22 protein-coding genes are annotated in these 24,010 nt (G+C 51.2%); 17 read left to right on the top strand and 5 right to left on the bottom strand.

Annotation, left to right across the window (positions count from 1 at the left end; all coding sequences use genetic code 11):
* Window positions 1–10: 10 nt before the first annotated feature.
* Together SYK_RS16260 and SYK_RS16255 are read right to left on the bottom strand one after the other, a co-directional pair.
* On the bottom strand, window positions 11–2,398 hold the full coding sequence (locus SYK_RS16260; RefSeq protein WP_281761321.1) for a tetratricopeptide repeat-containing diguanylate cyclase: 2,388 nt from the start codon (window positions 2,396–2,398) through the stop codon (window positions 11–13).
* A 113-nt stretch (window positions 2,399–2,511) separates the two neighbouring features.
* Window positions 2,512–4,152 (bottom strand): arylsulfatase, encoded by a 1,641-nt coding sequence (locus SYK_RS16255; protein ID WP_281761320.1) that lies wholly within the window; start codon window positions 4,150–4,152, stop codon window positions 2,512–2,514.
* Between the two features lie 237 nt (window positions 4,153–4,389).
* On the opposite strand from SYK_RS16255, the gene panC reads away from it, so the two are divergent.
* The 6 genes from panC to SYK_RS16225 all read left to right on the top strand — a co-directional run bounded on the left by panC (window position 4,390) and on the right by SYK_RS16225 (window position 9,702).
* Entirely contained in the window at window positions 4,390–5,238 is an 849-nt protein-coding gene (panC, locus tag SYK_RS16250; protein WP_281761319.1) for a pantoate--beta-alanine ligase, read from the top strand.
* Window positions 5,239–5,242: 4 nt separating this feature from the next.
* A complete protein-coding gene (gene panD / locus SYK_RS16245) occupies window positions 5,243–5,620 on the top strand; it encodes an aspartate 1-decarboxylase (protein WP_281761318.1) in 378 nt (125 codons plus the stop codon).
* A 37-nt stretch (window positions 5,621–5,657) separates the two neighbouring features.
* Window positions 5,658–6,827, top strand: a complete 1,170-nt coding sequence (gene metK / locus SYK_RS16240) for a methionine adenosyltransferase (RefSeq protein WP_431194116.1) — start codon at window positions 5,658–5,660, stop codon at window positions 6,825–6,827.
* Window positions 6,828–6,953: 126 nt separating this feature from the next.
* Window positions 6,954–7,685: a substrate-binding periplasmic protein gene (locus SYK_RS16235; protein ID WP_281761317.1), complete on the top strand. Its 732-nt coding sequence runs from the start codon at window positions 6,954–6,956 to the stop codon at window positions 7,683–7,685.
* A gap of 313 nt (window positions 7,686–7,998) precedes the next feature.
* Window positions 7,999–8,325 carry a MarR family winged helix-turn-helix transcriptional regulator gene (locus SYK_RS16230; protein ID WP_281761316.1) on the top strand — a complete coding sequence of 109 codons (327 nt, stop codon included), beginning with the start codon at window positions 7,999–8,001 and terminating at the stop codon, window positions 8,323–8,325.
* Complete coding sequence (locus SYK_RS16225) at window positions 8,326–9,702, top strand: MFS transporter (protein WP_281761315.1); 1,377 nt, start codon at window positions 8,326–8,328, stop codon at window positions 9,700–9,702. It begins immediately after the preceding gene.
* Window positions 9,703–9,755: 53 nt separating this feature from the next.
* On the opposite strand, the gene SYK_RS16220 is transcribed toward SYK_RS16225, so the two are convergent.
* From SYK_RS16220 to SYK_RS16210, 3 genes are all read right to left on the bottom strand, one after another.
* Window positions 9,756–10,475 carry a substrate-binding periplasmic protein gene (locus tag SYK_RS16220; RefSeq protein ID WP_281761314.1) on the bottom strand — a complete coding sequence of 240 codons (720 nt, stop codon included), beginning with the start codon at window positions 10,473–10,475 and terminating at the stop codon, window positions 9,756–9,758.
* A gap of 245 nt (window positions 10,476–10,720) precedes the next feature.
* Complete coding sequence (locus SYK_RS16215) at window positions 10,721–11,053, bottom strand: P-II family nitrogen regulator (protein WP_281761313.1); 333 nt, start codon at window positions 11,051–11,053, stop codon at window positions 10,721–10,723.
* A 57-nt stretch (window positions 11,054–11,110) separates the two neighbouring features.
* Complete coding sequence (locus SYK_RS16210) at window positions 11,111–12,469, bottom strand: ammonium transporter (RefSeq protein WP_281761312.1); 1,359 nt, start codon at window positions 12,467–12,469, stop codon at window positions 11,111–11,113.
* A 676-nt stretch (window positions 12,470–13,145) separates the two neighbouring features.
* On the opposite strand from SYK_RS16210, the gene SYK_RS16205 reads away from it, so the two are divergent.
* The 11 genes from SYK_RS16205 to trpB all read left to right on the top strand — a co-directional run bounded on the left by SYK_RS16205 (window position 13,146) and on the right by trpB (window position 23,933).
* On the top strand, window positions 13,146–13,943 hold the full coding sequence (locus SYK_RS16205) for a 2-amino-3,7-dideoxy-D-threo-hept-6-ulosonate synthase (RefSeq protein ID WP_281761311.1): 798 nt from the start codon (window positions 13,146–13,148) through the stop codon (window positions 13,941–13,943).
* A gap of 12 nt (window positions 13,944–13,955) precedes the next feature.
* Window positions 13,956–14,939, top strand: coding sequence for a 3-dehydroquinate synthase II family protein (locus SYK_RS16200; protein WP_281761310.1), 984 nt, complete (start codon window positions 13,956–13,958; stop codon window positions 14,937–14,939).
* Between the two features lie 15 nt (window positions 14,940–14,954).
* On the top strand, window positions 14,955–16,055 hold the full coding sequence (pheA, locus tag SYK_RS16195; protein ID WP_281761309.1) for a prephenate dehydratase: 1,101 nt from the start codon (window positions 14,955–14,957) through the stop codon (window positions 16,053–16,055).
* Complete coding sequence (aroA, locus tag SYK_RS16190; RefSeq protein WP_281761308.1) at window positions 16,052–17,392, top strand: 3-phosphoshikimate 1-carboxyvinyltransferase; 1,341 nt, start codon at window positions 16,052–16,054, stop codon at window positions 17,390–17,392. The genes pheA and aroA overlap by 4 nt, the downstream gene beginning before the upstream one ends.
* A gap of 4 nt (window positions 17,393–17,396) precedes the next feature.
* Complete coding sequence (locus SYK_RS16185) at window positions 17,397–18,167, top strand: prephenate dehydrogenase/arogenate dehydrogenase family protein (protein WP_281761307.1); 771 nt, start codon at window positions 17,397–17,399, stop codon at window positions 18,165–18,167.
* Between the two features lie 194 nt (window positions 18,168–18,361).
* On the top strand, window positions 18,362–19,819 hold the full coding sequence (locus SYK_RS16180; protein ID WP_281761306.1) for an anthranilate synthase component I family protein: 1,458 nt from the start codon (window positions 18,362–18,364) through the stop codon (window positions 19,817–19,819).
* Window positions 19,800–20,372: an anthranilate synthase component II gene (locus tag SYK_RS16175; protein WP_281761305.1), complete on the top strand. Its 573-nt coding sequence runs from the start codon at window positions 19,800–19,802 to the stop codon at window positions 20,370–20,372. Before SYK_RS16180 ends, SYK_RS16175 begins: the two co-directional genes overlap by 20 nt.
* A 4-nt stretch (window positions 20,373–20,376) precedes the next feature.
* A complete protein-coding gene (gene trpD, locus SYK_RS16170; RefSeq protein WP_281761304.1) occupies window positions 20,377–21,384 on the top strand; it encodes an anthranilate phosphoribosyltransferase in 1,008 nt (335 codons plus the stop codon).
* Window positions 21,374–22,144 carry an indole-3-glycerol phosphate synthase TrpC gene (locus tag SYK_RS16165; protein ID WP_281761303.1) on the top strand — a complete coding sequence of 257 codons (771 nt, stop codon included), beginning with the start codon at window positions 21,374–21,376 and terminating at the stop codon, window positions 22,142–22,144. The genes trpD and SYK_RS16165 overlap by 11 nt, the downstream gene beginning before the upstream one ends.
* Window positions 22,144–22,770, top strand: coding sequence for a phosphoribosylanthranilate isomerase (locus SYK_RS16160; protein ID WP_281761302.1), 627 nt, complete (start codon window positions 22,144–22,146; stop codon window positions 22,768–22,770). Before SYK_RS16165 ends, SYK_RS16160 begins: the two co-directional genes overlap by 1 nt.
* Window positions 22,770–23,933, top strand: coding sequence for a tryptophan synthase subunit beta (gene trpB, locus SYK_RS16155; RefSeq protein WP_281761301.1), 1,164 nt, complete (start codon window positions 22,770–22,772; stop codon window positions 23,931–23,933). The genes SYK_RS16160 and trpB overlap by 1 nt, the downstream gene beginning before the upstream one ends.
* Window positions 23,934–24,010 lie beyond the last annotated feature (77 nt).

Raw genomic sequence — 24,010 nt, 5'->3', positions numbered from 1 at the left:
GCAAAACAGATTAACCCGCCGCCCGGGCCGCAACCTTGGCGGCTTCTTCAGCCTTGCCTTGCGCCTCAAGCGCCTCCACGAGGGTATCCCAATAGGCGTCGATGCCGGGAGAAAGGGCAGAAGACTGACGGGCCAATACTTCCGCGATCTGCGGATCTTCGCCCTGATCAAGATAGAGCTTGGCGAGCATGTGCATAGCCTGATGATCGTTGTGATCGGCATTCAATGCGAGATGCAAATACTCACGAGTCCCTTCGACATCCCCCTGTTTGTAGGAGACACGAGCCAGTGAACGAAAAACCATACGTTCGCCACCGGGTTGTTCGGCTGCTTTCGTATAAAAATTGGCCGCTTTCTTGAGATTGTTGGCCTTCTCTTCAATAGATCCCAGTCGCATGAGGGAATAAACATGCCCCGGCTCTGCTTTAAGGCATTGGCGATACGCCTTTGCCGCGCTGTCGAGATCGCCGAGACGGTGGTTGGCCCAGCCAAGATTGTACAATGCAAGCACATCTTTCTTGTCCAAAGACACCACGGTCTCAAACTCATGCCGAGCCTCTTCGAAACGACCAAGTTGGGCATAACAAATGCCGAGTGAATTTCGCGCGAGCAAATTATTCTCATCATCCAGCAAGGACAACTTAAATTCTTCGATAGATCCGTAAATATCTCCGTCCATAAACTTACGATCCGCAGACAGATTCATGGAAATCGAATTGAAGACAGCCACTCGCGGATCGGGCAGCAACAATGCGTGTTCAAGAGCCTTCCGGCAATTGTCCAAAATATCAGCCCTATCAAAATTAAGGAACGGATAGCAACTTGCGCCGACAGACACCTTGATGCCTAACGCGTCATCGGCCTGCTTTTCTATCTCCAGACAACGCTCCATGAGCGTTTCCCGATCGATATCCTCCTGAAAGAAAATCATTCCGTTAAGACCATACCGGCCGCCAGTCGCATTTTCTCCGAAGGCCCCTTGCGCCAATTTAGCCACGATCAAAGCCATCTGGTCCATACCGTCTTGATACCCTTCGGCTTGTTCATCAGGCTGGTCGAGAATACGTATAAGAGTAAGTCCAAAGGATTCAGGCGTCAGCCGTGCCTCGGAAAACCAAGAAATAAATTCAGAATATCGGTAGAGTTTGGTAGCTGCGTCCTTACTTGGCATGGCGTCGTCCTTTGCTTCCTCCGTATGGGCGAAAAGACTTTCCTCGCCTTCAATAAGTTTAAGTCGATCATTCTCTTCAATACTCCAAGCCGCATCACCCAAATGCAATACTTCTGCAAAAGCAATATCGTCCCGGACTTCAACCAACACGACTTCACCTTTGAATGGCAGCGTGGCCGATTTCTGTCCGCCCTTGGGAGCTCGTACGAGAAATCGTTGCCCGATCTTGGCTCCCGACGCTTCACCCAAAGAAACACTCACCCGATTCATGGGCAAAACTTCAAGTACACGCCCACCCCGCGCCAAGATATCAGCATAGCCAAACACTCGGTTACGTCCTTGTGCCTTGGCCACGGCCATAGCCTCTCGGGCCTTACGCACGATCATTCGTGCTTGCTCGGACCCCGAACGACGGAACTGTGCGCCTTCAAGGCCCTGCGGATAACAAACATACCCAAGACTGCCGGAAACCCGAAGGGTGTCGTTGGTCACATCGTCAATGAAAGAAAGTTTGCTGATGCCCGAACGAATAACTTCAGACAATTGAAAACAGGCCCGAGGCTTGGCATCCGGCACAAGAATGGCGAACTTGTCATTGGCGAACCGGGACACGGTTGTATACTTAGGGCACACCATATTGAGCAGACGGCCGATCTCGGACAAGATATCGTCACCTGTCAGATAGCCATACCGCTCATTCACAGGCTGAAATGTATCCAAATCGAGAAAAATGACCCCAAAAGTACCGGAAAAGGTCAAGTCTGCATTACGAGCCTCAATACCGGCTCGACAACTGCCTGTTGCCAGACATCCCTGCACCTGCTCAATGGCCTGCTCCAATTCCCCGAAAAAGAAATTGCGAGAATACAGCCCGGTCAAGGGGTCCGTAATGGCTTTTTTGTACAATGCGAGTTTTTCCAGCACGGAACAAGCAAGTGCCATAATGTACTTGGGAGCCGTGGCCGGTGCTTTGAGACGAACACCTTTGGCAATGAAAAAACAGAGCATCTTGTCCTGAAAAACCAACGGCAGAATCAACTCCTTATCCTCGGCACGATATTCCGGTTCGGGAATGACCGTTGCTTCTTCTCTGGGAAAAAAGAGACTGTAGGAGGTAAAAGGAAGAAATTCAGCGATGCAATCCTTGATGGTATGCTCGAAATCGATCAACTCCTGAGGAGTGAACGAAATGGCCCGGTCCGCAAAGATGTCTTTTTTTGTCCTCATAATCCGGGAGGGTACAACGGAGAGTGTTTTTTCTCAAATGAAAGTTTGAGAAGCCCACACCTGACGGTGTGTTAGCGTCCGTCCCCTTATAGCAGACTTTTCAACTTCATCATTTAATTGAGAACATCCATCCCGGCTGCCACAGGCACAACACCAACGTCATCAGCATATTGATCCCAAGCCGCTTTCAACCGCGCAAGCAGTTTCGGTTTTTCCTTCGATAAATCAGTTGTTTCTCCGGGATCTTCGACCACATTGAAAAGTCGCCAATGCTCCGGCCCATACGGCCCTGGAACATATATGGCCTTGTAGTCCCCCTGACGCATCCACTTATTGGCCCCCATTTCTCCGCCCACATACTCATCGTTTGCGTATACATTTTCACGCGCCCCAGACAGCAACCCTGTAATGGAATGCCCACGCATGGGTTCCACACGTCGGCCTCTGAACTCTTCTGGATGGACCAGATCAGCCAATTCAAGGATGGTAGGCATGATGTCTATGACATACGAAAACGCGTCAACCTGTCGTCCGCCTATCACTCCAGGGCCAGAAATTATCATCGGGCTGCGTATCCCGCCTTCTCCGACGGTCATCTTGAAAAAATCAAGTGGCCCGGAACAAGCCGATCCCCACCCCACACCATAGGCATAGTGAGATTTCGGGCTGCCAAGGCTATCGAGACTATTGTCAAATTTAGCGAGAAATTCCCGTCCGGCCTCACCAGGACTATAATCCGCATTGGTCAGAGGGTTGGAACCATTATCGCTCATGAAAATAATGATAGTGTTGTCGTACTCATTAATATCCTTGAGAAATCGAATGATCCTACCGACATTATAATCCATATTATCAACCATGCCGGCATAGACCTCCATAGCTCTGGACTCGTAAGTCTTCTGCTCTGGCGTCAGGGAACCCCAAGCTGCAGCCATCGGATGTAAAGAAGCTGGCTCAATGCGCGAAGACAAAATACCCGCCTGTCTCGCCCCCTGGGAACGCCCCGACTTCAAAGCGGCATATCCTTCATCATATTGTCCCTTATACTTACTGCGCCATGGCTCAGGCACATGCAAAGGGTCATGAGGCGCAGTAAAAGCCAGATAAGCCAAAAAGGGTTTGCCGTCGTCCCGGTTCTCACGAATGAAATCCATCAAATAATCAGTATAACTTCGCGTGGCATAAAAATCTCGCGGCAGACTCTTCAACTCTTCTCCATCAAGAACATATTTAGCCACTTCCTGAACACGAGCCAACACCCCAGACATATCACTCCAATAGCTGGCCCCGCCATACAGCATGCTTATGGACCGTCCAAATCCTCTATCAAAAGGATAATGTCCGGCATCGTGCCCAAGATGCCATTTGCCAGCCATATAAGTATGATACCCCTCTTCGCGAAGTACTTCTGCCACTGTCACCACCCGATCATTCAAATGCCCTTCATACCCCGGAACTCCAGCCAGTTCTTCGGTCAATAATTCAGCCATGGTTCCCAGTCCGGCAATATGATTGTCAGTCCCGGTCAAAAGCATGGACCGCGTCGGAGAGCAACTCATGGAGACATGAAAATCAGTAAAGCTGACACCCTCTTTAGCCAAAGTATCCAAATTCGGTGTCTGTATCTCGCTTCCGAAACACCCAAGGTCGGTCCATCCCATATCATCAGCGACAATGACCAGAAAATTCGGTTTTACAGCAGCTTCATCCGGCTGAGACTGACACCCCAAGAGGGGCAGGACGATTAAAATCATCAAAAAGCAACAAGAAAACTTCCGCATATTTCACCTTGACCAATTTACAATGGGACATTCCACAATGCTCAACATATCAGCATGTCGACAATTATGGCAACTCTCTCATTCTCAGACACATCCCTCCCCTTAAAACTCTACACGGCATTTAACTATATCAATACATCTTGATATAAACATTTTGTTTGACTCCCCCCTCCAAATCTGTCAGATGTTCATCATAAATTGAGAGATACAATGAAAATACTCACTGATCCTATAGAACTACAGAGCCAATGCATGGCATGGCGCAACCAAGGCCTGACCGTTGGCTTGGTGCCGACCATGGGCTATTTCCATAACGGCCACACGTCGCTCATAGACATGGCCCGCGCTCAGTGCGACAAACTCGTTGTCACTCTGTTCGTCAATCCGACCCAGTTCGGCGAGAACGAAGACCTTGGCAATTACCCCCACGATTTTGACGGGGATTGCACCAAGGCCGAAACGCACGGCGCTGATCTGCTTTTCGCACCAGCCCCGGATGCCATGTACGCACCAGACCATGCCACATGGGTGACCGTGCCGACGCTCGGCAAGCACCTGTGCGGAGCGTCCCGCCCCATTCATTTTCAAGGTGTGTGTACGGTCGTGACCAAGTTGTTTAACCTTGTCCAGCCAACCAAAGCGGTGTTTGGACAAAAGGACTGGCAACAACTCGCCATTCTCAAACGTATGGTCCGCGACCTGAATATGCCGATAGAAATCATCGGTCATCCTATTGTCCGCGAAGCCGATGGCTTGGCCCTCAGTTCACGCAATGCCTATATGACAGATGAAGAACGGGCAGCAGCCCCAGCCATCCGCCAAGACCTGCTCAAGCTGGCCGATAAAGTTAAAAATGGTGAGCGCGATTCCGCTGCTGCCAAACAATGGCTTGAAAAAGAATATTCATCCACCCTGCCCATGGGCATTGTGGATTATATAGAATTGGTTACTCCGGATTCAATTGAACCGGTCTCGACTATTTCATCGTCGGTACTCGCTGCTGTGGCAATCCACGTCGGCAAAGCCCGGCTCTTAGACAACATTTTGATAGAGGTATAATCCATTGGCTCAACGATGCTTTTTGAGCGCCAAGATTCACGGCGTCGCAATTACTTGCGCAAATCTGGAATACAGAGGCAGCCTGTCCATCGATCCCATCCTGATGAAGACGGTCGGTATCCTTCCTTATGAACAGATCGACGTTTACAATCTGGACAACGGCGAAAGGCTGACCACGTATGCCATTCCCGGTGGCCCCGGCGAGATATGTCTCAACGGAGCAGCCGCCCACAAAGGGAAAGTCGGCCAACGTGTCATCATCGCCACCTACATGTGGCTGGATGAGAATGAAGCCAAAACCCGCAAACCGCGTGTTATCGTAGCTGATGAAAACAATGGCATCGACGAAATCCTTGAGTGCGATCTCAACCCAGATTTCTAGACGCTTATTACAGCAGTATCCTTAAAGGAGGACTCTGATGCAAATTGAAGGCAAGTACCTGTTCACTTCCGAATCCGTGACCGAAGGCCATCCCGATAAAGTGGCTGACCAGATTTCCGACGCCATTCTTGACGCCATCATCGGCCAGGATGCCATGGCACGCGTAGCCTGTGAAACGCTGGTCACGACCGGCATGGCCTTCATTGCTGGTGAGATTTCCACCACTGCTTACGCCGATTTCCCAGAGATCGTCCGTAACACCATCAAAGATATCGGATACAACTCTGCCGACAACATGGGTTTTGACTGGCAGACCTGCGCTGTCATTTCTTCCGTGGACAAACAGTCCCCGGACATCGCACAGGGTGTTGATCGCCAGAAGCCCGAAGAACAGGGCGCGGGCGACCAGGGCATGATGTTTGGTTATGCCACCAACGAGACCCCGACCCTGATGCCCACTCCCATCTACTACGCTCACCAGCTGTCCAAACGGCTGACCGACGTACGCAAGCAGGGTATCATCGATTATCTGCGTCCTGACGGAAAGACTCAGGTCTGCGTCGAATTCGACAACGGCAAGCCCGTACGTATCGACAACGTGGTCGTTTCTTCCCAGCATGCCGAAGGCATCGAACTGGCTGACCTTCAGGCTGCCATTCATAAAGAAGTCATCATGAAAACCCTGCCTGAAGAATTGATCGACGAAAATCTCAAAACATACATCAACCCCACCGGACGCTTCGTTATCGGCGGACCGGTTGGCGACTGCGGTCTGACTGGTCGTAAAATCATCAACGACACCTATGGTGGAGCTGGTGGTCACGGCGGTGGCGCATTCTCCGGCAAGGACCCGTCCAAAGTTGACCGTTCCGGCGCATACATGGCCCGTTACGTTGCCAAAAATGTTGTTGCATCAGGTCTCGCCGCCCAGTGCGAAGTCCAGATTGCATACGCCATCGGCGTCGCGAACCCGGTTTCCGTGGTTGTTTCCTCTCGCGGCACCGGCCAGGTCTCTGACGAACAATTGACCAAAGCTGTCACCGAAGTCTTTGACATGCGCCCCTACTACATTCTGGAACGCTTGAACCTTCGTCGTCCGATCTTCCAGAAGTCGACCAACTACGGTCACTTCGGTCGCGAACTCCCCGAGTTCACTTGGGAACAGACTGATGCCGTAGACGATCTGCGCACTGCAGCCAAGATTTAGCTGCACTAAAGACAAAAAAACTGCCCGGTTTGGCTTTTGCCGAACCGGGCTTTTTCGTCTTTTTTCTATTTTAATGACTTTGCTGCAAAGTATGGCTTTGATTACTATTCACAAAACCATCAAACTGTGCCAAACTCCCCCATAAGAGGGCAATATGCAGCATCGGATATTTATCTTACTATTTTTTTTTTAATCATTTCCACGCCAGCAACCGCAGGACAACCTCGTCGTATCTCACTGGCTACACTTGAACTTTCTCCGTATGTTATTTGCAACACAAATCAAAATCCCAGTGGAAGCTGCATTCACATCATACAATGCACTCTGAGAAAAATGGGAATTGAACTCTCCCTGCATGTTGTTCCATGGGCCAGAGCACAATCTATGGCACTCCATGGTGAAGTTGATGGTTTTTTCCCCGCATCCAGAACGTCAGAACGCGATGTATTTGCTACCCAATCAGCCCCCTTCAACGACCACAAACTTTTCTGGTATGTCAGAAAAGATTATCCTCACGATCCGACTGCCCCAACATTTCCAACAGAAGCAAAATGTGCGTGTTTTCGGGGGACCAATGCCGAACGCTGGATGGAAAACAACGGATACACCATTTCGTACAAAGCCAAGGATTATCCCAACCTGATCAATGTCCTCCTTGAAAATCGAATTGATGCAATTCTTGCTAATAATGGGTCCATGGATGAAATTGTCAGAAAACAACATGCTGAAGACAAGATACTACGAATACACCTCATGGATGCACCTCTTGGAGTCTATTTCACCAAGGATTTCTTAAAAAAACATCAAGATTTCCTCGAAGACTTCAATCAATATACTGAAGAATGTCGCATTTTTTAGTGCGTATATTTTACACATAAAATCAGCCCTCATACTCTCACATCTTTTACTTTCCTACTCCCACTCCTTCATCATTTTTTTTGTGAAATAAAATATCACTCACAAAGATAGTTGACACATCAACAAATCTTTTTTAAAGACCTCCTTTCAACACTGTTAACATGTCAACAAAAGAGCTTTCATGCAGGATAATACAGGACGGCGCACAACAAGTCTTGGATACAAAATAAGCCGACTATTCAGGCTCAACGGGTGTTTACTCGACTCTTGGCTTAATAAACACGGGATCTGTTCGGGACAAATTCCATACATTATGACCACTGTAGAAAATGAAGGCCAAACACAAGACCAGCTTTCGGCAAGCATACGAGTTTGCCCTGCGGCCACAGCCAGAATGTTGAAAAACATGGAGGCTTCCAATCTTGTATGGCGAGAAGAAAACCCGAAGAATCGCCGTCAAAAATTTGTGTATCCCACGAATAAAGCCAAACAACTGTACGCCACACTCATCCCTCTGCTCGACCGACATAATCAGGTCATGCTCAAAGGATTCTCCAAAGACGAAAAAGCGCTCGCAAAATCCATGCTCGATCGCATCTACGCAAATGTCCAAAATGAATTCAAGGAAGTGAAAAAATAAATGATTTCGGAAAAAGAACGCACTGCGGCCCTTTGGGCCATCACAGTCACCCAGTTTTCACTGGTATTTATGCTCTCATCCGTTGCCGTGGCAATTCCGTCACTGGGCAAGGAATTCGGTGCAACAGCCGCACAACTCGGCCTTGTTGAATCAGGCTACATAGCAGCTGTTGCCATGCTCCTTTTCCCTGTTACTCGATTGGCTGATATGACAGGACGAGGATTTATCTTTGCAACCGGCATGGCCTTGTTCACAACAGTCAGCCTGATTCTACCCTTGTCAGGCTCCATCGAACATTTCATCATACTCCGTGTGTTCCAGGGGTGTGGCGGCGCAATGATGGTCACCACCGGGTTGGCCATTCTCGCGGACCTCTTTACGGGACCACGCAGATCCATGGCACTGGGAATTGCGTCGACTGGAGTTTACGTAGGACTATCCGCAGGGCCATGGCTCGGCGGCATCATTGCCACCACCATGGGATGGCGGGCCATCTTCTATATAGGAGCAGTGCCATGCGCTGTCTGCCTTGCGCTGACACTCTGTGTTCTTCCGGTCAAACCGGAACACAAGAAATGCCCGCCTTTTGACTGGGGTGGTGCCATCCTCATTGCCATAGGCATGGTCATGCTCTCGCAAGGCGGTTCCCACTTTCATTTGCTCACAGGCAAGGCAATGCTCGCTGGCGGAGTGGTCTCACTCGCTGCATTTGCCCTCTGGGAAAAACGCGCAAAAGCCCCGCTACTGGACATGACCTTATTCAGCACGAACCAGTCCTTTGCACTGGGCAACACTGTGCAGTTCATCAGCTATGCTGCAACATTTGGCATCACTTTTCTGATTTCTCTCTATCTTCAGATCGCGCAAGGCATGACACCCAGCGAAGCCGGAATGATACTCATGGCTCAGCCGCTCATGCAGACACTTTTTTCACCGATCAGCGGCAAACTTTGCCAGCGATGGGCTGCACACCATATTGCAACCGTCGGCATGCTCTTTGCCACGGCCGGACTGGCTGGTGCCATTTTCATCGGTGATAATGGATCATTGTGGCTCATCATTTCAGTACTGGGGCTATGCGGTACGGGTAGTGCCATATTCGCAACGGCCAACACGGCTGTCATTATGGGAGCCGTGGAAAAGGAAAACTACGGTATTGCTTCCGCCATGGTGGCGGGGATGCGAACAACCGGCATGACCATCAGCCTTGTTTTCATCAGCGCAGTTCTAGCAACCATAGTCGGTCCGACGACCCTACATACCGGCAATGCAAACGCCTTTGTTGAAGCCATGAACATTTCATTCATAACCCTGACAGCATTCAGCGCTCTGGGAGTCTTCCTCTCCGCCCGAGCTAAACTCAAGCGCACAAAATAAGACAAAAAAAGCCCCGCCATCATGTCATGATGGCGGGGCTTTAAATTTACGTTCTACTGCATCAGCGTGCGTTCTTTCTTGATACGATCAATTTCTTCGGAAAAACTCTCGGCAAGTTCCAAACCACGGGAACCAAGTTTTTTTGAAAAAGCCAGATACAACGAAAGTGCCGGCAGCATCAATACGGGTTTGACCTGATCGCCACCCGGTATTTTCTTCAAATAATACTCACCTGACAAACTGTATCCCAAACCTACATCAAAACGGCGCTCAGCAATCATTTTGTACAGAGTACCACCGTCTTTGACAGGCCGTATTTCTCCAGTCAAAGACTCAAGCACTCTGTCACCGTATTGATAGCCTCGAATCACACCGACAGTGAGACCGTGTGTGTCTTCCAAAGAATCCACTTTCACGCCACTTTGCGTATGCGCAAAAAGTGTAGGTCCATCCTGAGTATGTCCGGTTGAAGGATAATACAAATATTTTTGTCGTTCTTTGGTCTTTACGACGCCCAGAATGCCATCGATACCACGAAATTCAACTTCCTGAATGGCTCTAACAAATGGTCGTTTAATAAAAATCGTTCCCACGCCTAACCGCTGTCCAGCTTCACGGATGAGGTCTATAACCTCACCACAGGCTTTCCCATTCTCGGTATAATTCAATGGCGGATATTCATCATATGCCAAAACCACTTCCTCTGCTTTGGCAGGAAGAGCACAGAGCATAAGAATCAATAACGAACATCCGAAAAATACGCATTTATACATTTATTAAGTATGCGGGAACATTTACTAAATGTCAAATCTTGTTAGTTGACTATCCGTTCCGAATTGCAATTCTTATAATATTTTCGGCCAGTCCGAGGCATGATGAGTCAAAATCATGCCTCGGACAAGGCCGAAGGTCAGGGGGTGGAGGTATGTCGTATTGATCTTTTTAAAAATTAAATGGGAAGAACTCACCGGAACAACAAATCTTGTTGCCCCGGCAGTCCATATTAATTGACCGGCTTCTAAAGAATACCGTCCTCAGCGGTCCGAATACGCATGGCCTTGGCAAGCTCCTGAACAAAGATCACACCATCTCCTTCGGTACCAGTCTGACCGGCAGACTGAATAGCTTCAATAGCCAACGGTTCGAAATCATTGTTCACACCGATTTCAAGACGAACCTTCTTGAGCAAATTAACTTCCATCTGCACACCACGATAGGTTTCAGTAAACCCTTTCTGACGACCGGAACCAAGAATATTGGACACGGACAGGGAGTAAATCTCCTTGGCGTACAAAGCCTGCTTCACGTCATTGAGCTTTTCGGGCCTGATATATGCTATAATGAGCTTCATTTTCTTATTCTCCTAATAAATACGTCTGATTCATTGCTTCTTGTAAACGGATTCAACTTATTCGTTGGAAAAGAGCTGAAATCCATTGTAGGACTCAGAACCGTGTTCGGCGATATCCAATCCCTTGAGTTCTTCATCTTTTTCAGCACGAAGACCGAAAAGAGCTTTAACTGCAGTCATGAGAATAAAACCTCCACCGAATGCCCAGACAAAGAACGTACCGACACCAAGAAGCTGAACTCCAAGCTGCGATGCACCGCCACCAAAAAACAACCCGCCATCAGCATTAAACAGACCACAAGCGATAGTACCCCAGGCGCCACACACGCCATGGACAGAAGAAGCACCGACCGGATCATCAATCTTGAGAACCTTATCGATAAATTCAATAGACAAGACAACCAACACGCCTGCGACCAAACCGATAACCATGGAAGAACTCGGAGTAACCGTGGCACATCCGGCAGTGATGCCGACCAAACCTGCGAGAGCACCGTTGAAGGTCATGGAAATGTCAGGCTTGCCATAACGAAACCAGGAAACAACCATGGCACCAAGAACACCTGCTGCGGCTGCCAAAGAAGTATTCATGGCAATCAAACCAATAGTATTGTCGGCTGTCGTCGTAGAACCGGGATTGAAACCGAACCAACCGAACCAAAGGATGAACACACCCAAACCAGCAAGCGGAATGTTGTGACCGGGAATAGCCTTGGCTTTGCCATCTTCAGTATACTTGCCGATACGGGGACCAAGCACCATGGCACCGGCTAAAGCAATCCAGCCACCAACAGAATGGACAACAGAGGACCCGGCGAAATCACAGAAACCGAGACCTTCCAACCAACCGGCTCCGTCATCACCCAGCCACAACGACCCCCATGCCCAATGGCCTGAAATGGGATAAATCACGCCGGTAACCACGATGGAGACTATAATGTAACTGGAGAACTTGGTGCGCTCGGCCATACCACCGGAAACGATGGTCGCGGCAGTAGCGGCAAACACGGACTGAAAGAACCAGAAAGTGTACGTCCACATCATGTCGCTCTCACCAACACCAGTCAGACCGTAGCCGGAAGTACCGATGAACCCACCTGCATCCAGACCAAACATCAACGCAAAGCCAAACAGGAAAAAAATGACCGAACCGACGGAAAAATCCAGAAAGTTCTTCATCATGATATTGCCTGCGGATTTAGCGCGAGTGAAACCGGCCTCAACGCAGCCAAAACCGGCCTGCATGAGCATGACCAAACATGCTGCGATCAACGTCCACAAAATATTGGCGTTGGACTGCGTCAAATATTCCACCTCTTCTGCATAGGCAAAGGTAGGGGCAAGAGCTGCCGTCAAGACTACTGCGCCTGTAACGAGCCTCCTGAAAACATGGTTCGGGGACTTTCTTAAAAACATAGGGAACTCCTCTTTGAATAAAATGCGTTTCTAACCTGTCCCTCCTATATCAAGAGTCGTGCCAAAATGGTTTACCATTGCGATTTATGTAAAAACACAGTTTTTTGTATTTTTTAAAATCTATATTTTTTACTTTTTTGTGATTTTATTCATTTTTATTCCATATATTTTCACAAAAAATGTCAAATAACGAAAAGCGCCCCCAGCGCATTTGGAGAATTCATGCTAACAAACGTTACAAAAAAATATTTGAGAACGACAAACACGATTTTAATCAAAAAGAAGCCATTTCCTCAAAACTCACCCTCATAAGAAATGTCATATTTCAGGGCCAAAACACGCTAAAGAAGTGACCGTCGGTCACACAGTATATTACTATATATAGTATCACACTGAAATCGCTGTAACTTTTTTTGTTGACAGATCGACCGGGGCTGTGTAGCTAATAAAGCCATGAACTCCACAACCGTCTCCAACGTATCCTTTTCCAACTTTACCTTCTGGTATTGGTATTGCCACGCTCGTGGTCTTGGGAGAGGTGCATTGTAGCCAACTGGTGGATACAAACTGAACAAAACCTCTTCAAGGGCCGCGGGCGAAAGCCGGCGGCCCTTGTTTTTTGTGGCTCGTCGGTTGGATGCTCACTCAGTGAAGGGACAACCTCAAGGAGAATAAAATGCACATAGGTAAAGCCATCAGACTGGAAAGAATCTTCAATCGGAATACCGGCCGAACTATCGTAGTTCCCATGGATCACGGCGTAACCGTCGGCCCTATCGATGGGCTGGTCGATATGCGCGAGGCCGTCGGCAAAGTTGTTGACGGCGGTGCCAACGCAGTCATCGAGCACAAAGGACTGGTTCGTTGTGGACACCGAGCCCAGGGCAAGGACATCGGGCTGATCGTCCATCTGTCAGCTTCCACTTCCTTGTCTCCCTTCCCCAATGCCAAAACACTGGTCGCAAGTGTGGAAGATGCCGTCCGTCTCGGCGCAGACGCCGTTTCCATCCATTGTAACCTCGGCGACGAAACCGAGGCTGCCATGCTCAACGACTTCGGCAAAATTTCTTCTGACGCAGCCAGATGGGGCATCCCGTTGCTGGCCATGGTCTACGCTCGCGGTTCCAAAATTTCTGACGAATACGACGCAAAAGTCGTGGCCCATTGCGCCCGTGTTGGCACAGAACTCGGTGCGGACGTTGTGAAAGTCCCGTACACTGGCAACATAGACACCTTTGCCCATGTGTGCGATTCCTGTTGTATTCCTGTTGTCATAGCTGGTGGTCCCAAACTTGACAGCACAGAAGCATTTCTTCAGATGGTACATGATTCTCTGGAAGCCGGTGGCGCAGGATTGTCCGTGGGCCGCAACGTATTCCAACATGAAAATCCGACCCGTCTGGTCGAAGCGCTCAACATGGTGGTCCACGCTGACGAATCTGTGGAAACCGCTCTCAATCACCTCAATGGATAACGGTACCATACAATGAAAAAAGTCATCTTCAAGTCCATCCCCTTTGACAAGAACCTCGTCACTCTGGCTCTTGAGTCCGGTGTAGACGCTGTGATGGTCGAGAAAGATCAGGCCAAGGCAGTCAAATCTCTCGGTCGAGTCACGGTCATCACTCCAGACGATATGCCCGTGGTCGAGTTGACCAAGAAAGCCGATGAAGACATTGCCATCAAAGGCATTCGTGACGGCAAGGATGTCGTACTCAAAAAGGGATGGGAAATCATTCCAGTAGAAAACATCCTTGCGCAGGTGGATTCTCTTGCTCTTGAATGTGAATCGCTGGACCGGGCTGTGTTGGCCGCAGGAATTCTGGAACGCGGTTGTGACACCGTGGTCGTATTGCCCGAAGGCGCATCCGACCTCAAGCAGATCGTCTCCGAACTCAAACTCTCGCAGGGAACCATGGACCTCCAAACCGCCGAAGTTACCGAGATCGAATCCACCGGGTTGGGACACCGCGTTTGTGTCGACACCATTTCCGTCCTGAAAAAAGGCCAAGGCATGCTCATCGGCAACTCCTCCGCCTTCTCCTTCCTTGTCCATGCAGAGACCGAATCCAATCCGTATGTGGCTGCACGCCCCTTCCGTATCAATGCGGGAGCAGTTCACGCCTATGCCCAAATGCCCGGTGACAAAACGACCTATCTGGATGAGTTAGGTGCTGGCGACGACGTGCTCATCGTGGGTGCAAATGGTGACACCAGTATAGCCACCGTAGGCCGCGTCAAAGTGGAAGTTCGGCCCATGTTGCTCATTAAGGCCGCAATCAAAACCAAAGAAGCCACCACCGAAGGTCAAATTTTCCTGCAAAACGCCGAAACCATCCGCGTTGTCTCGGACAAAGGTGAACCAGTGTCCGTCGTGACCCTCAAGGTTGGTGATAAAATCATGGTCAAAACCGATGAAGCTGGTCGACACTTCGGCATGCGCATCAAAGAAGAAATCAAGGAAGCTTAGGCTTCGGAGAACGTCATGGCAGATAAAGACCACAACGATATTCCCGATCTCGGCGAACTGCGCGAGTCCATCGACTCCGTGGATCGTCGAATCGTGGACCTGCTCAATCAACGGGCAAATCTGAGCCTCGGTGTAGGCCGATACAAAGCGTCCAAGGGCGAAGCCATCTACAAACCCTTCCGCGAGCAGGAAGTCATGAACAAGATCGCGGGTTCCAGTCCCGGCCCGTTGCCGGACAAACACCTGCGCACCATCTACCGCGAGATCATGAGCTCCTCGCGCCATCTGCAACGCCCCGAGCGTGTGGTCTATCTTGGCCCTGAAGGGACCTTCTCCTATTTTGCTGCCATCGAACACATGGGCAGTGCCGCATCCCTGACTCCCAAGGGAAATTTTGAAGAAATATTCCGGGCCGTGGCCGAGGAAGGAGCCGAACTCGGCGTTATACCAATGGAAAACACGATTGAAGGCACCGTGGGGCAGGTCGTGGACTTGTTCATGAAATACAAGGTCTACATTCAGGCCGAGGTTTTCAGTCGCATCAGCCACTCGATCATGTCCAAAGCCGAATCCCTTAAGGATGTGGAGGTCATATACTCCCACCCTCAACCATTGGGCCAATGCCGTGATTGGTTGCGCACCCATCTGCCGGATGTACCGACCATCCCCATGGAATCAACAGCTGAGGCTGCCGAAGTAGTAGCAGGCAAAAAAGCTGCTGCCGTTATCGGTCATATCAAGCTGGCTGACATGCACGCCATGAACGTGCTGTCCCAATCAATTGAGGACCTGCCCGACAACTGGACACGATTCCTCATCATCGGCGCAGCTCCTTCACAAGAAGACCGACGCGACAAGACAACCATACTTTTCACTTTGCCCGACAAACCGGGTGCACTGGCCCGCGTGTTGACCACTCTGGGCCATCAAGGCATCAATATGACGAAGCTTGAATCCCGTCCATTCCGAGGTGAAAAATGGAAATATGTTTTCTTCACCGACCTCGAATGTGATTTGGGCGGCGACCGTTACCAAGACGTCCTTGAGGACATTCGTCAGCAGTGCCATACGCTGCGAGTCCTCGGCACCTACCCCACTCAGGAGAATCGATCATGACCAAGGAACCGATTATCATCAATGCACCGGCCAGCAAGTCGCTTTCCCACCGCACACTCATCGCGGCAGCATTGGCCAACGGCGTCTCCGAAGTATCATCTATCCTCGATTCAGACGACATCACCCGCACACGCGGTTGTCTGACCGCCTGCGGAGCAAAAATCGATGAAAAGGACGGGAAACTCATCGTTACAGGCATGGAGTCCGGACCCAAGGGCGGCAATGCTGACGGCAAGCACAAGGATGAAGAACCGCACGAATTATTCATGCACGAATCCGGGACCACCTGCCGTCTGATGACCGCCGTGGCCGCTGCCGGATACGGTTCCTTCAAAGTACACGGCGCCCAGCGCATGCATGAACGGCCCATGGCCGAACTGGTGACAGCCTTGCAAAAACTCGGCTCCACATTCGAATTTGCTGAAAAAGAGGAATTCCTCCCCTTTATCATGACCAGCAAAGGCTACACCTCGAAAAAGGTGGAAATCACCCTGGAAGAAAGCAGCCAATACCTCTCCGGTCTGCTCCTAGGTGCGCCTTTGACTGACCATGAAACCACAATCACGGTCACGGGAAAAAAAGCTGTTTCCTGGCCGTATGTGGCTCTGACCTTACGCATCATGGAAGATTTCAAGGCAGGGTTCGAAGTCGAAATCAAAAACGGCAAGAAATGGGAAGCCGTACCGTGGCGCTCCATCAAGGTCGTCAGCCCTGGCAAAATTCGGTTCATTGTCAAACCGACCGGCTATGATCCGACACATTATCGAGTGGAAGGCGACTGGTCCAACGCCAGTTACTTTCTGGCCGCCGGAGCTGTTGGCAGACGCCCCGTACTCATCAAGGGACTGGCAGCTGATTCGCTTCAAGGCGACCGGGCCATCATGGATATTCTCAGCCAGATGGGCGCATCGATCAAAGTCACCTTTGACGGCATCCTCATTGAACCGAGCACCTTGCATGGTATAACCGTGGACATGGGCCGTTGCCCGGATCTGGTCCCGACAGTTTCCGCCGCCGCAGCATTCGCCACCTCACCGACCACCATCACCAATGTGGCCCATCTGCGCATCAAAGAAACCGACAGACTGGAAGCCTGTGCTCTGGAAGTATCCCGCACTCAGGCCGAAACCGAAATCGTTGAAGACACACTCATCATCCGCCCCGGCAGGCTGCCCAACGGACATGCAATAGATTTCACGACATACGGCGACCATCGCATGGCTATGTCCATGTCCCTGTTTCAATTGGCGGGTATCGACGTCACTCTCGACAATCCGACCTGTGTCAACAAATCATTCCCCGGCTTCTGGGACGAATGGGAAAAAATCATCGGATAAGGCAATGACTGAGGCAGATATACATACAATCGCCATCGCGGGCGCAAGCGGTCAGATGGGCGGGCTTTTTTTCAAAGCCTTTGCCGATCTCGGACGCACTGTCATTGCTTTGGACCTTCCATACACCGAGGATACACTCCGCGAGGCTCTCACCGACTGCGACATGTTGCTGCTCAGTGTGCCGGTAACGGCCATGAAATCCGTCTTGGACCAGGTGGTGCCGTACCTGAACGGCACCACGATCCTGTGCGATGTTGGCTCAGTCAAAATGCTCCCCATGAAAGCAATGACAGAAAGTTATGACGGTCCAGTGGTCGGTACGCATCCGCTTTTCGGACCAGTCATCCCGGAAGATTTTACACCCAAGATTGCTGTCGCGCCGGGACGCGAGACCGATACAGATGCCGCAAACAAAGTCACCAGCCTCATGCAGGCATGTGGCTACGACTGTTTCTCGACAACAGCTGAAGATCACGACCGATCCATGGCCTTTGTTCAGGGATTGAATTTCACGTCCACCGTGGCTTTTTTAGCTGCAGCCAGAGATGTGGAAGGTATTGATAACTTCATCACCCCCTCGTTCAAACGCAGATTGGACTCTGCCCGTAAAATGCTCACACAGGATACGGAACTCTTCGAGATCATCTCTGAATCGAATCCATTTCTTCAGGAAGTCAACCGCAAATTCATGTCCTACCTCAGCCTGGCCGCAGGCGGTGATCTCGATCTGCTCGCAGATCGGGCACAGTGGTGGTGGCGTAACGAAACTTCATAAATGGTGCGGCTCATGCCGTTACTTGGAATCAAACGTGAACCAAGGCCGCACCCCCAGAAAGGGTACGGCCTTTTTTATAAGGAGCACACAATGAAAGGGACGTGAAAGTCATATGAAAACCGAAAAAAGGTAAAAGGGTGGGAGGTTATACCTCGCCCGCTCAACTAACGAGACTGAACCTACAAGGAAAAATAATGGAAAAGATTTCACTGACGCAGCACGGGAAGTGGCTCCCGGCTGACGTCCAGACCACCATATCCCTCTATATGGGACTGGTGGGAGACCAACCCGGCATTTTGCTGGAATCGGCAGAGGTGGATGGTCGCCTTGGTCGATACAGTTTGATCGCCTGGGACTATCGACTCATGCTCCACCCTGTGGATGGCAAGCTGGTGGTAGAAGTTTCAGACGATAGACTCGCCCAGCTCAAAGAGCTGGAAGGTATGGAGTATCTCACCGGCATTAAAAAGGCCGTGAAACTACTCTCAATCACGCAGGAAACCACCGGTGGCAACGCGCGTGACGGCCTCCCCGGTCTGACTCGCGGTCTGTACGGCTACTTCGGATATGGCGTAGCTGGCATGTTCGAACGCAAGCTGACCGAATGCTGCAAACCAGCCGATGCCGAGGCGTGTTTAGTCCTGCCCGGACAAATGGTCCTTTTCGATCACCTGCGCCACTCCTGCTGCTATCTCAGCCTTGATAAAGGCGCGACCCCCATGCCTGCCCCCATTCAATGGGGCGCGGACCTGACTGCTCCCGAGGTCGGGACACCCACGGTCCATCCCGGTAAGGAAGAATACATGCGCGGCGTAGAGCGGTGCAAGGAACTCATTGCCGAAGGCGAATGCATTCAAGTGGTGTTGTCCACCCGATTCACCGTGCCTTTGCCGGATGAACCTTTCAAGATTTATCGCCGCCTCAGACAGGCCAACCCTTCACCATTCATGTTCTACATGAAATTCCCGGACTGCTCGTCCATGGGCAAAACCTGTGGCACCACCCTGCTCGGATCATCCCCGGAAATGATGGTCAGAAGCTCGGCCGGACATCTGGAAGTACGTCCCATCGCCGGAACTCGCTGGAGAGGCGAAACCGAGAAAGAAGATATGCGTCTGGAAAAAGAACTGTTGGCCGACCCCAAAGAACGGGCCGAGCATGTCATGCTGGTCGACCTCGGGCGAAACGATCTGGGTCGTATTTCCAAACCCGGCACAGTCACCGTCGAAAAATTCATGAACGTTGAACGCTTCTCCCATGTCATGCACCTCACTTCCTATGTGGAAGGCGAGCTAAAAGACGGACTGGATGGCGTGGATGTTCTTCAATCCACCTTCCCGGCGGGAACATTATCCGGCGCACCGAAAATTCGGGCCATGGAAATTATCGCCGATCTGGAACCACAGGAACGCGGCCCTTATGGCGGCTGCATAGGCTGGATGGGGCTGGACGACGGCGTTATCTCCCTCGACACGGGCATTACCATCCGGTCCATGTGGATTCGAAACGGCATCTGCCACTGGCAGGCCGGAGCTGGCATCGTGTACGACTCGGACGCTGAATCCGAGTGGAACGAATGTCACAACAAGGCACGAGTTATTCTGGAAGTCATCACAGGCAAGGGGGGAACCGATGTTTTTGCTGATAGATAATTTCGATTCCTTCACCTTCAATCTGGTACAGGCCTTCCAACAACTTGGAGCCGACCCCGTGGTCATCCGCAACGACCGTGAAACAGTACTGGATCTAGCACAAAGCGGCACGCTTGAACGAGTTTGTCTTTCACCCGGACCAAGCAACCCGGAAAATGCCGGTTTTTGTCTGGAATTCCTCAGCCGACTGCCTAAAGCGATTCCGGTATTCGGCGTATGTCTGGGGCATCAGACCCTTGGGCACTTTGCCGGAGCACCTGTAGAACGCGCCGAACGTATCATGCACGGCAAGACCTCGCAGGTAATCCACGGTGGGCAAGGCATTTTTGCCGGTCTCGACTCACCCTTCGAGGTGTGCAGATACCACTCGCTCATTGTTCCGGCTGAGAAAGCGGCAGACACACTCGATGTCACGGCCCGAACCCGACAGGGCGAAATCATGGGTATCCAGTACAAGGACCGGCCATGGCATGGCGTCCAGTTCCACCCGGAATCCATCCTCACACCGGACGGCCCGAAATTACTCCAGAACTTTCTGAATATACAAGGATAATGATATGACCATACCTGAAATACTTGAAATCATTGCACAGCGAAAGCCACTCACCGACATGCAGGCGGACTTTATGTTCACCGAACTCATGGACGGGAAAATGACCGAATCCCAAACCGGAGCCTTCCTCATGGGGCTACGCGTCAAGGGTGAAGACTCCACGGATCTGGCCGCCGGAGTCCGTGCCGGAGTAGCCCACGCCATCAAGATCCCCGGCTTTGACGGCACCCGAAAGGAACCGGTCATCGACACCTGCGGCACAGGTGGTGACGGCCAATGCAGCTTCAACAACTCCACGGCAGTCTCCCTGTTTCTCGCGGACATGGGATACACCGTTGCCAAACACGGCAACCGCGCCTTGTCTTCTTCATGCGGATCAGCCGATGCTCTGGAAGCCCTCGGCATCCCGTTGGACATGGCCCCAGAAAAAGCCGCTGAAGGTTTAAAGAAACACAACTTCGCCTTTCTGTTCGCGCCAGCTTACCACCCGGCCTTCAAACACGTCATGCCCGTTCGCCAGCAACTCGGTATCCGTACCCTGTTCAACTTCATGGGACCGTTGCTCAACCCGGCCCGTCCATCCCACCAACTCTTGGGCGTAGGCGACCCGGAACGACTGGAACTCATGGGCGAAACCCTACTTCTGACCGGCGTTAACCGCGCACTCCTTTTCTCCGGAGCAGGAGGATTCGATGAACTAACCACATGGGGCGTTAACCGGGGGTACATCATCCATGACGGCGTGATGGAAAAAACCACGGTCAACCCTCAGCAACTCGGCTTTAAAGCGCATGATCCCAAAGAAGTTGTTGTGACCAGCAAAGAAGATGCCGTGGTCAAACTCAAGGAGATTCTCGCTGGAGATGGCCCCCGCGCCATGATGGACATGGTGGCCCTGAATCTGGCAGGGTGCCTGCATCTTTTGGACAAGGGACCCATGGCCGAATGCGCTGAACTGGCCCGAGACACAGTATACACAGGACTGAAGAAAGGAATTCCATATGTTGAATAAATTCAGAGAAGCAAAGCAACTTGAAATCGATTCCCTCCGTAAAAGCTTCATGGAAGGACATTTGCCTGCCGTTTACCGTGGCGATCGCCCGTCATTCGTTGACGCCATCAAAACCAAAGGCCCCGGAGCTGTCATTGCCGAATTCAAACCTGCCAGCCCGAGCAAAGGTGTTCTGCGCGAAAACGCAAACCCGCTGGATTTTGCAGATATATATGCCAACAATGGAGCGGCTGCCATCTCCGTTCTCACGGAGCACCAATACTTTGGCGGCACCCCGGACTTTTTGTTCATGATGAGCCAACCCGGTATTCCTTTGTTGCGCAAGGATTTCATCCTCGACCCGCTTCAGGTCGCCATGACCGCATCCAGCCCGGCAGCCGCCGTGCTGCTGGTCGCCCGTATGTGTGACGACGTGACACACCTTGCACAGATGGTGGAGCTGGCCCGCATGCCCGGCCTAAGCCCGGTAGTTGAAATCTTCGACCAAGCAGACCTTGACATGGCCCGTGCAGCCGGAGCCGACATTATTCAGGTCAACAACCGAAATCTCGACACCCTTGAGACGTCACTGGATCAAAGCCGCAACTTCATCAAACAAAAGCAGGAAGGCGAACTTTGGATTTGTGCCAGCGGCATATCCAAACGTGCACAGGTAGAAGAAATGGCCGGCCTCGGTTTCGACGCCGTGCTGGTCGGAACCTGCCTGATGGAAGCGGACAACCCCGGCGAAAAACTGGCCGAGTTGACAGGAGCAAAGTAGTGGCACGACCTCTGGTCAAAGTGTGCGGCATGACCCGCATGGAAGATGTTAAGCTGTGCGTCGATCTCGGCGTTGATCTGCTTGGATTCATCTTTCACCCCAAAAGTCCTCGGTTGGCCGATCCCGACTTCGTGGCCTCGGTCAAAACTGGCAAGGTCACCAAAGTTGGCATTTTTGTCGACCAGACCGCTGAAGAAATCATTGAGACCATGGATCGGTGCGGACTGCACGCAGCCCAACTCCATGGTGGACAGGATATGGATGCATGCTGGAAAATCGGACCCGATAGGGTCATTCGAGTTTTCTGGCCAAACACCTATTCCTCTGCTTCAGCATTACTCCGAGACATGGAAAACTACTCTGAAGCCTGTGGTCATTTCCTGCTGGATGCAGGGACCAAAGGTCAGGGTGGAACGGGGACGACCATTGATTTTGCCACATTACAAGATATCGAAATACTTACACCTTGGTTTCTTGCTGGCGGCCTTGGGCCACACAACACCAAGAAAGCTCTGGCCATAAATCCTCCAGGATTGGACATCAATTCAGGGGTGGAACTCGAACCAGGTGTCAAGGATGCATCAAAGCTGCGGGAAGTCTTCAGGATTCTCGCGGAGGAAGAATAATGAAAAAGGGTTATTTCGGCGATTTTGGCGGACAGTTCATTCCAGAACTGCTCATGCCGCCGCTTATCGAGCTTGAAGAAGCCATGAAAACCATTCTCCCCTCGGAGAAATTTCAGACGCGCTTTATTCAAATGCTCAAGGAAAACGTGGGCCGTCCTTCGGCCATGACATACTGCCAACACATGTCCAAGGACCTTGGTCTGGACCTATGGCTCAAACGTGAAGACCTGAACCATTCAGGCGCACACAAAATCAACAACACGCTTGGGCAGGGACTCCTCGCCAAAATGATGGGCAAGGAAGTACTGCTGGCCGAAACAGGCGCAGGTATGCACGGTGTAGCAACAACTGTCGCCGCTGCCATGCTCGACATGAAGGCCGTCATCTACATGGGCGCCGCCGACGTGGTACGTCAGGCTCCTAATGTCAACAGGATGCGACTCATGGGGGCGGAAATCATCCCTGTCGAATCCGGCACAAAGACACTCAAGGACGCCATCAACGAGGCTTTACGACGCTGGTTGGCCGATCAGGAAAACACCCATTACTGTTTCGGCACGGCTGCCGGACCGCACCCCTTCCCTGATTTGGTGCGTGAATTCCAACAAATCATCTCCAAAGAAGCCCGTCAGCAGTATATGGATCGCAATGACGGCAATCTGCCGGACATAGTCACTGCTTGTGTGGGCGGTGGGTCTAACGCCATCGGCATGTTCCATCATTTCGTGCCTGACGAATCCGTCAAGCTCGTCGGCGTGGAGGCTGCGGGCACCGGAGAACCGGGCTGCGACAATTCCGCACCGCTCAATCTCGGAACGGATGGCGTATTGCACGGCATGAAAACCAAGCTGTTACAAACGGATGAAGGACAGATTCTCCCGTCCCATTCAGTAGCTCCCGGTCTAGATTATCCCGGAGTCGGTCCCGAGCATGCCCATTTGCAGGACATCGGTCGCGCCGAGTACGTGACAATCAATGATAAGCAAGCCTTGAACGCGTTCAAAGTATTATCACGCCGCGAAGGCATTATCCCGGCGTTGGAATCTTCTCACGCCGTGGCCTACGCCATTGAAAACAAAGACAAACTGCATGGGAAATCCGTACTCGTTTGCCTGTCAGGACGCGGTGACAAGGACCTCGGCATCCTCGACCAGATCCTTTAGGATGCCTCCGGCGGCCTAAGAACCTTTTGAAAAAGGTTCTTAGGAATCTCCAAAACTTTTTGGCGCGCTTCGCGTTA

Origin of the sequence: Pseudodesulfovibrio nedwellii (assembly GCF_027923765.1) — a bacterium.
Taxonomy (GTDB): domain Bacteria; phylum Desulfobacterota; class Desulfovibrionia; order Desulfovibrionales; family Desulfovibrionaceae; genus Pseudodesulfovibrio; species Pseudodesulfovibrio nedwellii.
The sequence above is the reverse complement of the archived record's forward strand: the minus strand, read 5'-3'. Positions and strand labels throughout refer to the sequence as shown.

Coding starts and splice junctions, on each gene's coding strand:
- SYK_RS16255 (WP_281761320.1), bottom strand. CDS start 4,152: ATGATTTTAATCGTCCTGCCCCTCTTGGGGTGTCAGTCTCAGCCGGAT.
- aroA (WP_281761308.1), top strand. CDS start 16,052: ATGACCAAGGAACCGATTATCATCAATGCACCGGCCAGCAAGTCGCTT.
- SYK_RS16205 (WP_281761311.1), top strand. CDS start 13,146: ATGCACATAGGTAAAGCCATCAGACTGGAAAGAATCTTCAATCGGAAT.
- SYK_RS16220 (WP_281761314.1), bottom strand. CDS start 10,475: ATGTATAAATGCGTATTTTTCGGATGTTCGTTATTGATTCTTATGCTC.
- SYK_RS16185 (WP_281761307.1), top strand. CDS start 17,397: ATGACTGAGGCAGATATACATACAATCGCCATCGCGGGCGCAAGCGGT.
- pheA (WP_281761309.1), top strand. CDS start 14,955: ATGGCAGATAAAGACCACAACGATATTCCCGATCTCGGCGAACTGCGC.
- SYK_RS16215 (WP_281761313.1), bottom strand. CDS start 11,053: ATGAAGCTCATTATAGCATATATCAGGCCCGAAAAGCTCAATGACGTG.
- SYK_RS16225 (WP_281761315.1), top strand. CDS start 8,326: ATGATTTCGGAAAAAGAACGCACTGCGGCCCTTTGGGCCATCACAGTC.
- SYK_RS16210 (WP_281761312.1), bottom strand. CDS start 12,469: ATGTTTTTAAGAAAGTCCCCGAACCATGTTTTCAGGAGGCTCGTTACA.
- SYK_RS16260 (WP_281761321.1), bottom strand. CDS start 2,398: ATGAGGACAAAAAAAGACATCTTTGCGGACCGGGCCATTTCGTTCACT.
- SYK_RS16165 (WP_281761303.1), top strand. CDS start 21,374: ATGTTGAATAAATTCAGAGAAGCAAAGCAACTTGAAATCGATTCCCTC.
- trpB (WP_281761301.1), top strand. CDS start 22,770: ATGAAAAAGGGTTATTTCGGCGATTTTGGCGGACAGTTCATTCCAGAA.
- SYK_RS16180 (WP_281761306.1), top strand. CDS start 18,362: ATGGAAAAGATTTCACTGACGCAGCACGGGAAGTGGCTCCCGGCTGAC.
- SYK_RS16230 (WP_281761316.1), top strand. CDS start 7,999: ATGACCACTGTAGAAAATGAAGGCCAAACACAAGACCAGCTTTCGGCA.
- panC (WP_281761319.1), top strand. CDS start 4,390: ATGAAAATACTCACTGATCCTATAGAACTACAGAGCCAATGCATGGCA.
- metK (WP_431194116.1), top strand. CDS start 5,658: ATGCAAATTGAAGGCAAGTACCTGTTCACTTCCGAATCCGTGACCGAA.
- trpD (WP_281761304.1), top strand. CDS start 20,377: ATGACCATACCTGAAATACTTGAAATCATTGCACAGCGAAAGCCACTC.
- SYK_RS16175 (WP_281761305.1), top strand. CDS start 19,800: ATGTTTTTGCTGATAGATAATTTCGATTCCTTCACCTTCAATCTGGTA.
- SYK_RS16200 (WP_281761310.1), top strand. CDS start 13,956: ATGAAAAAAGTCATCTTCAAGTCCATCCCCTTTGACAAGAACCTCGTC.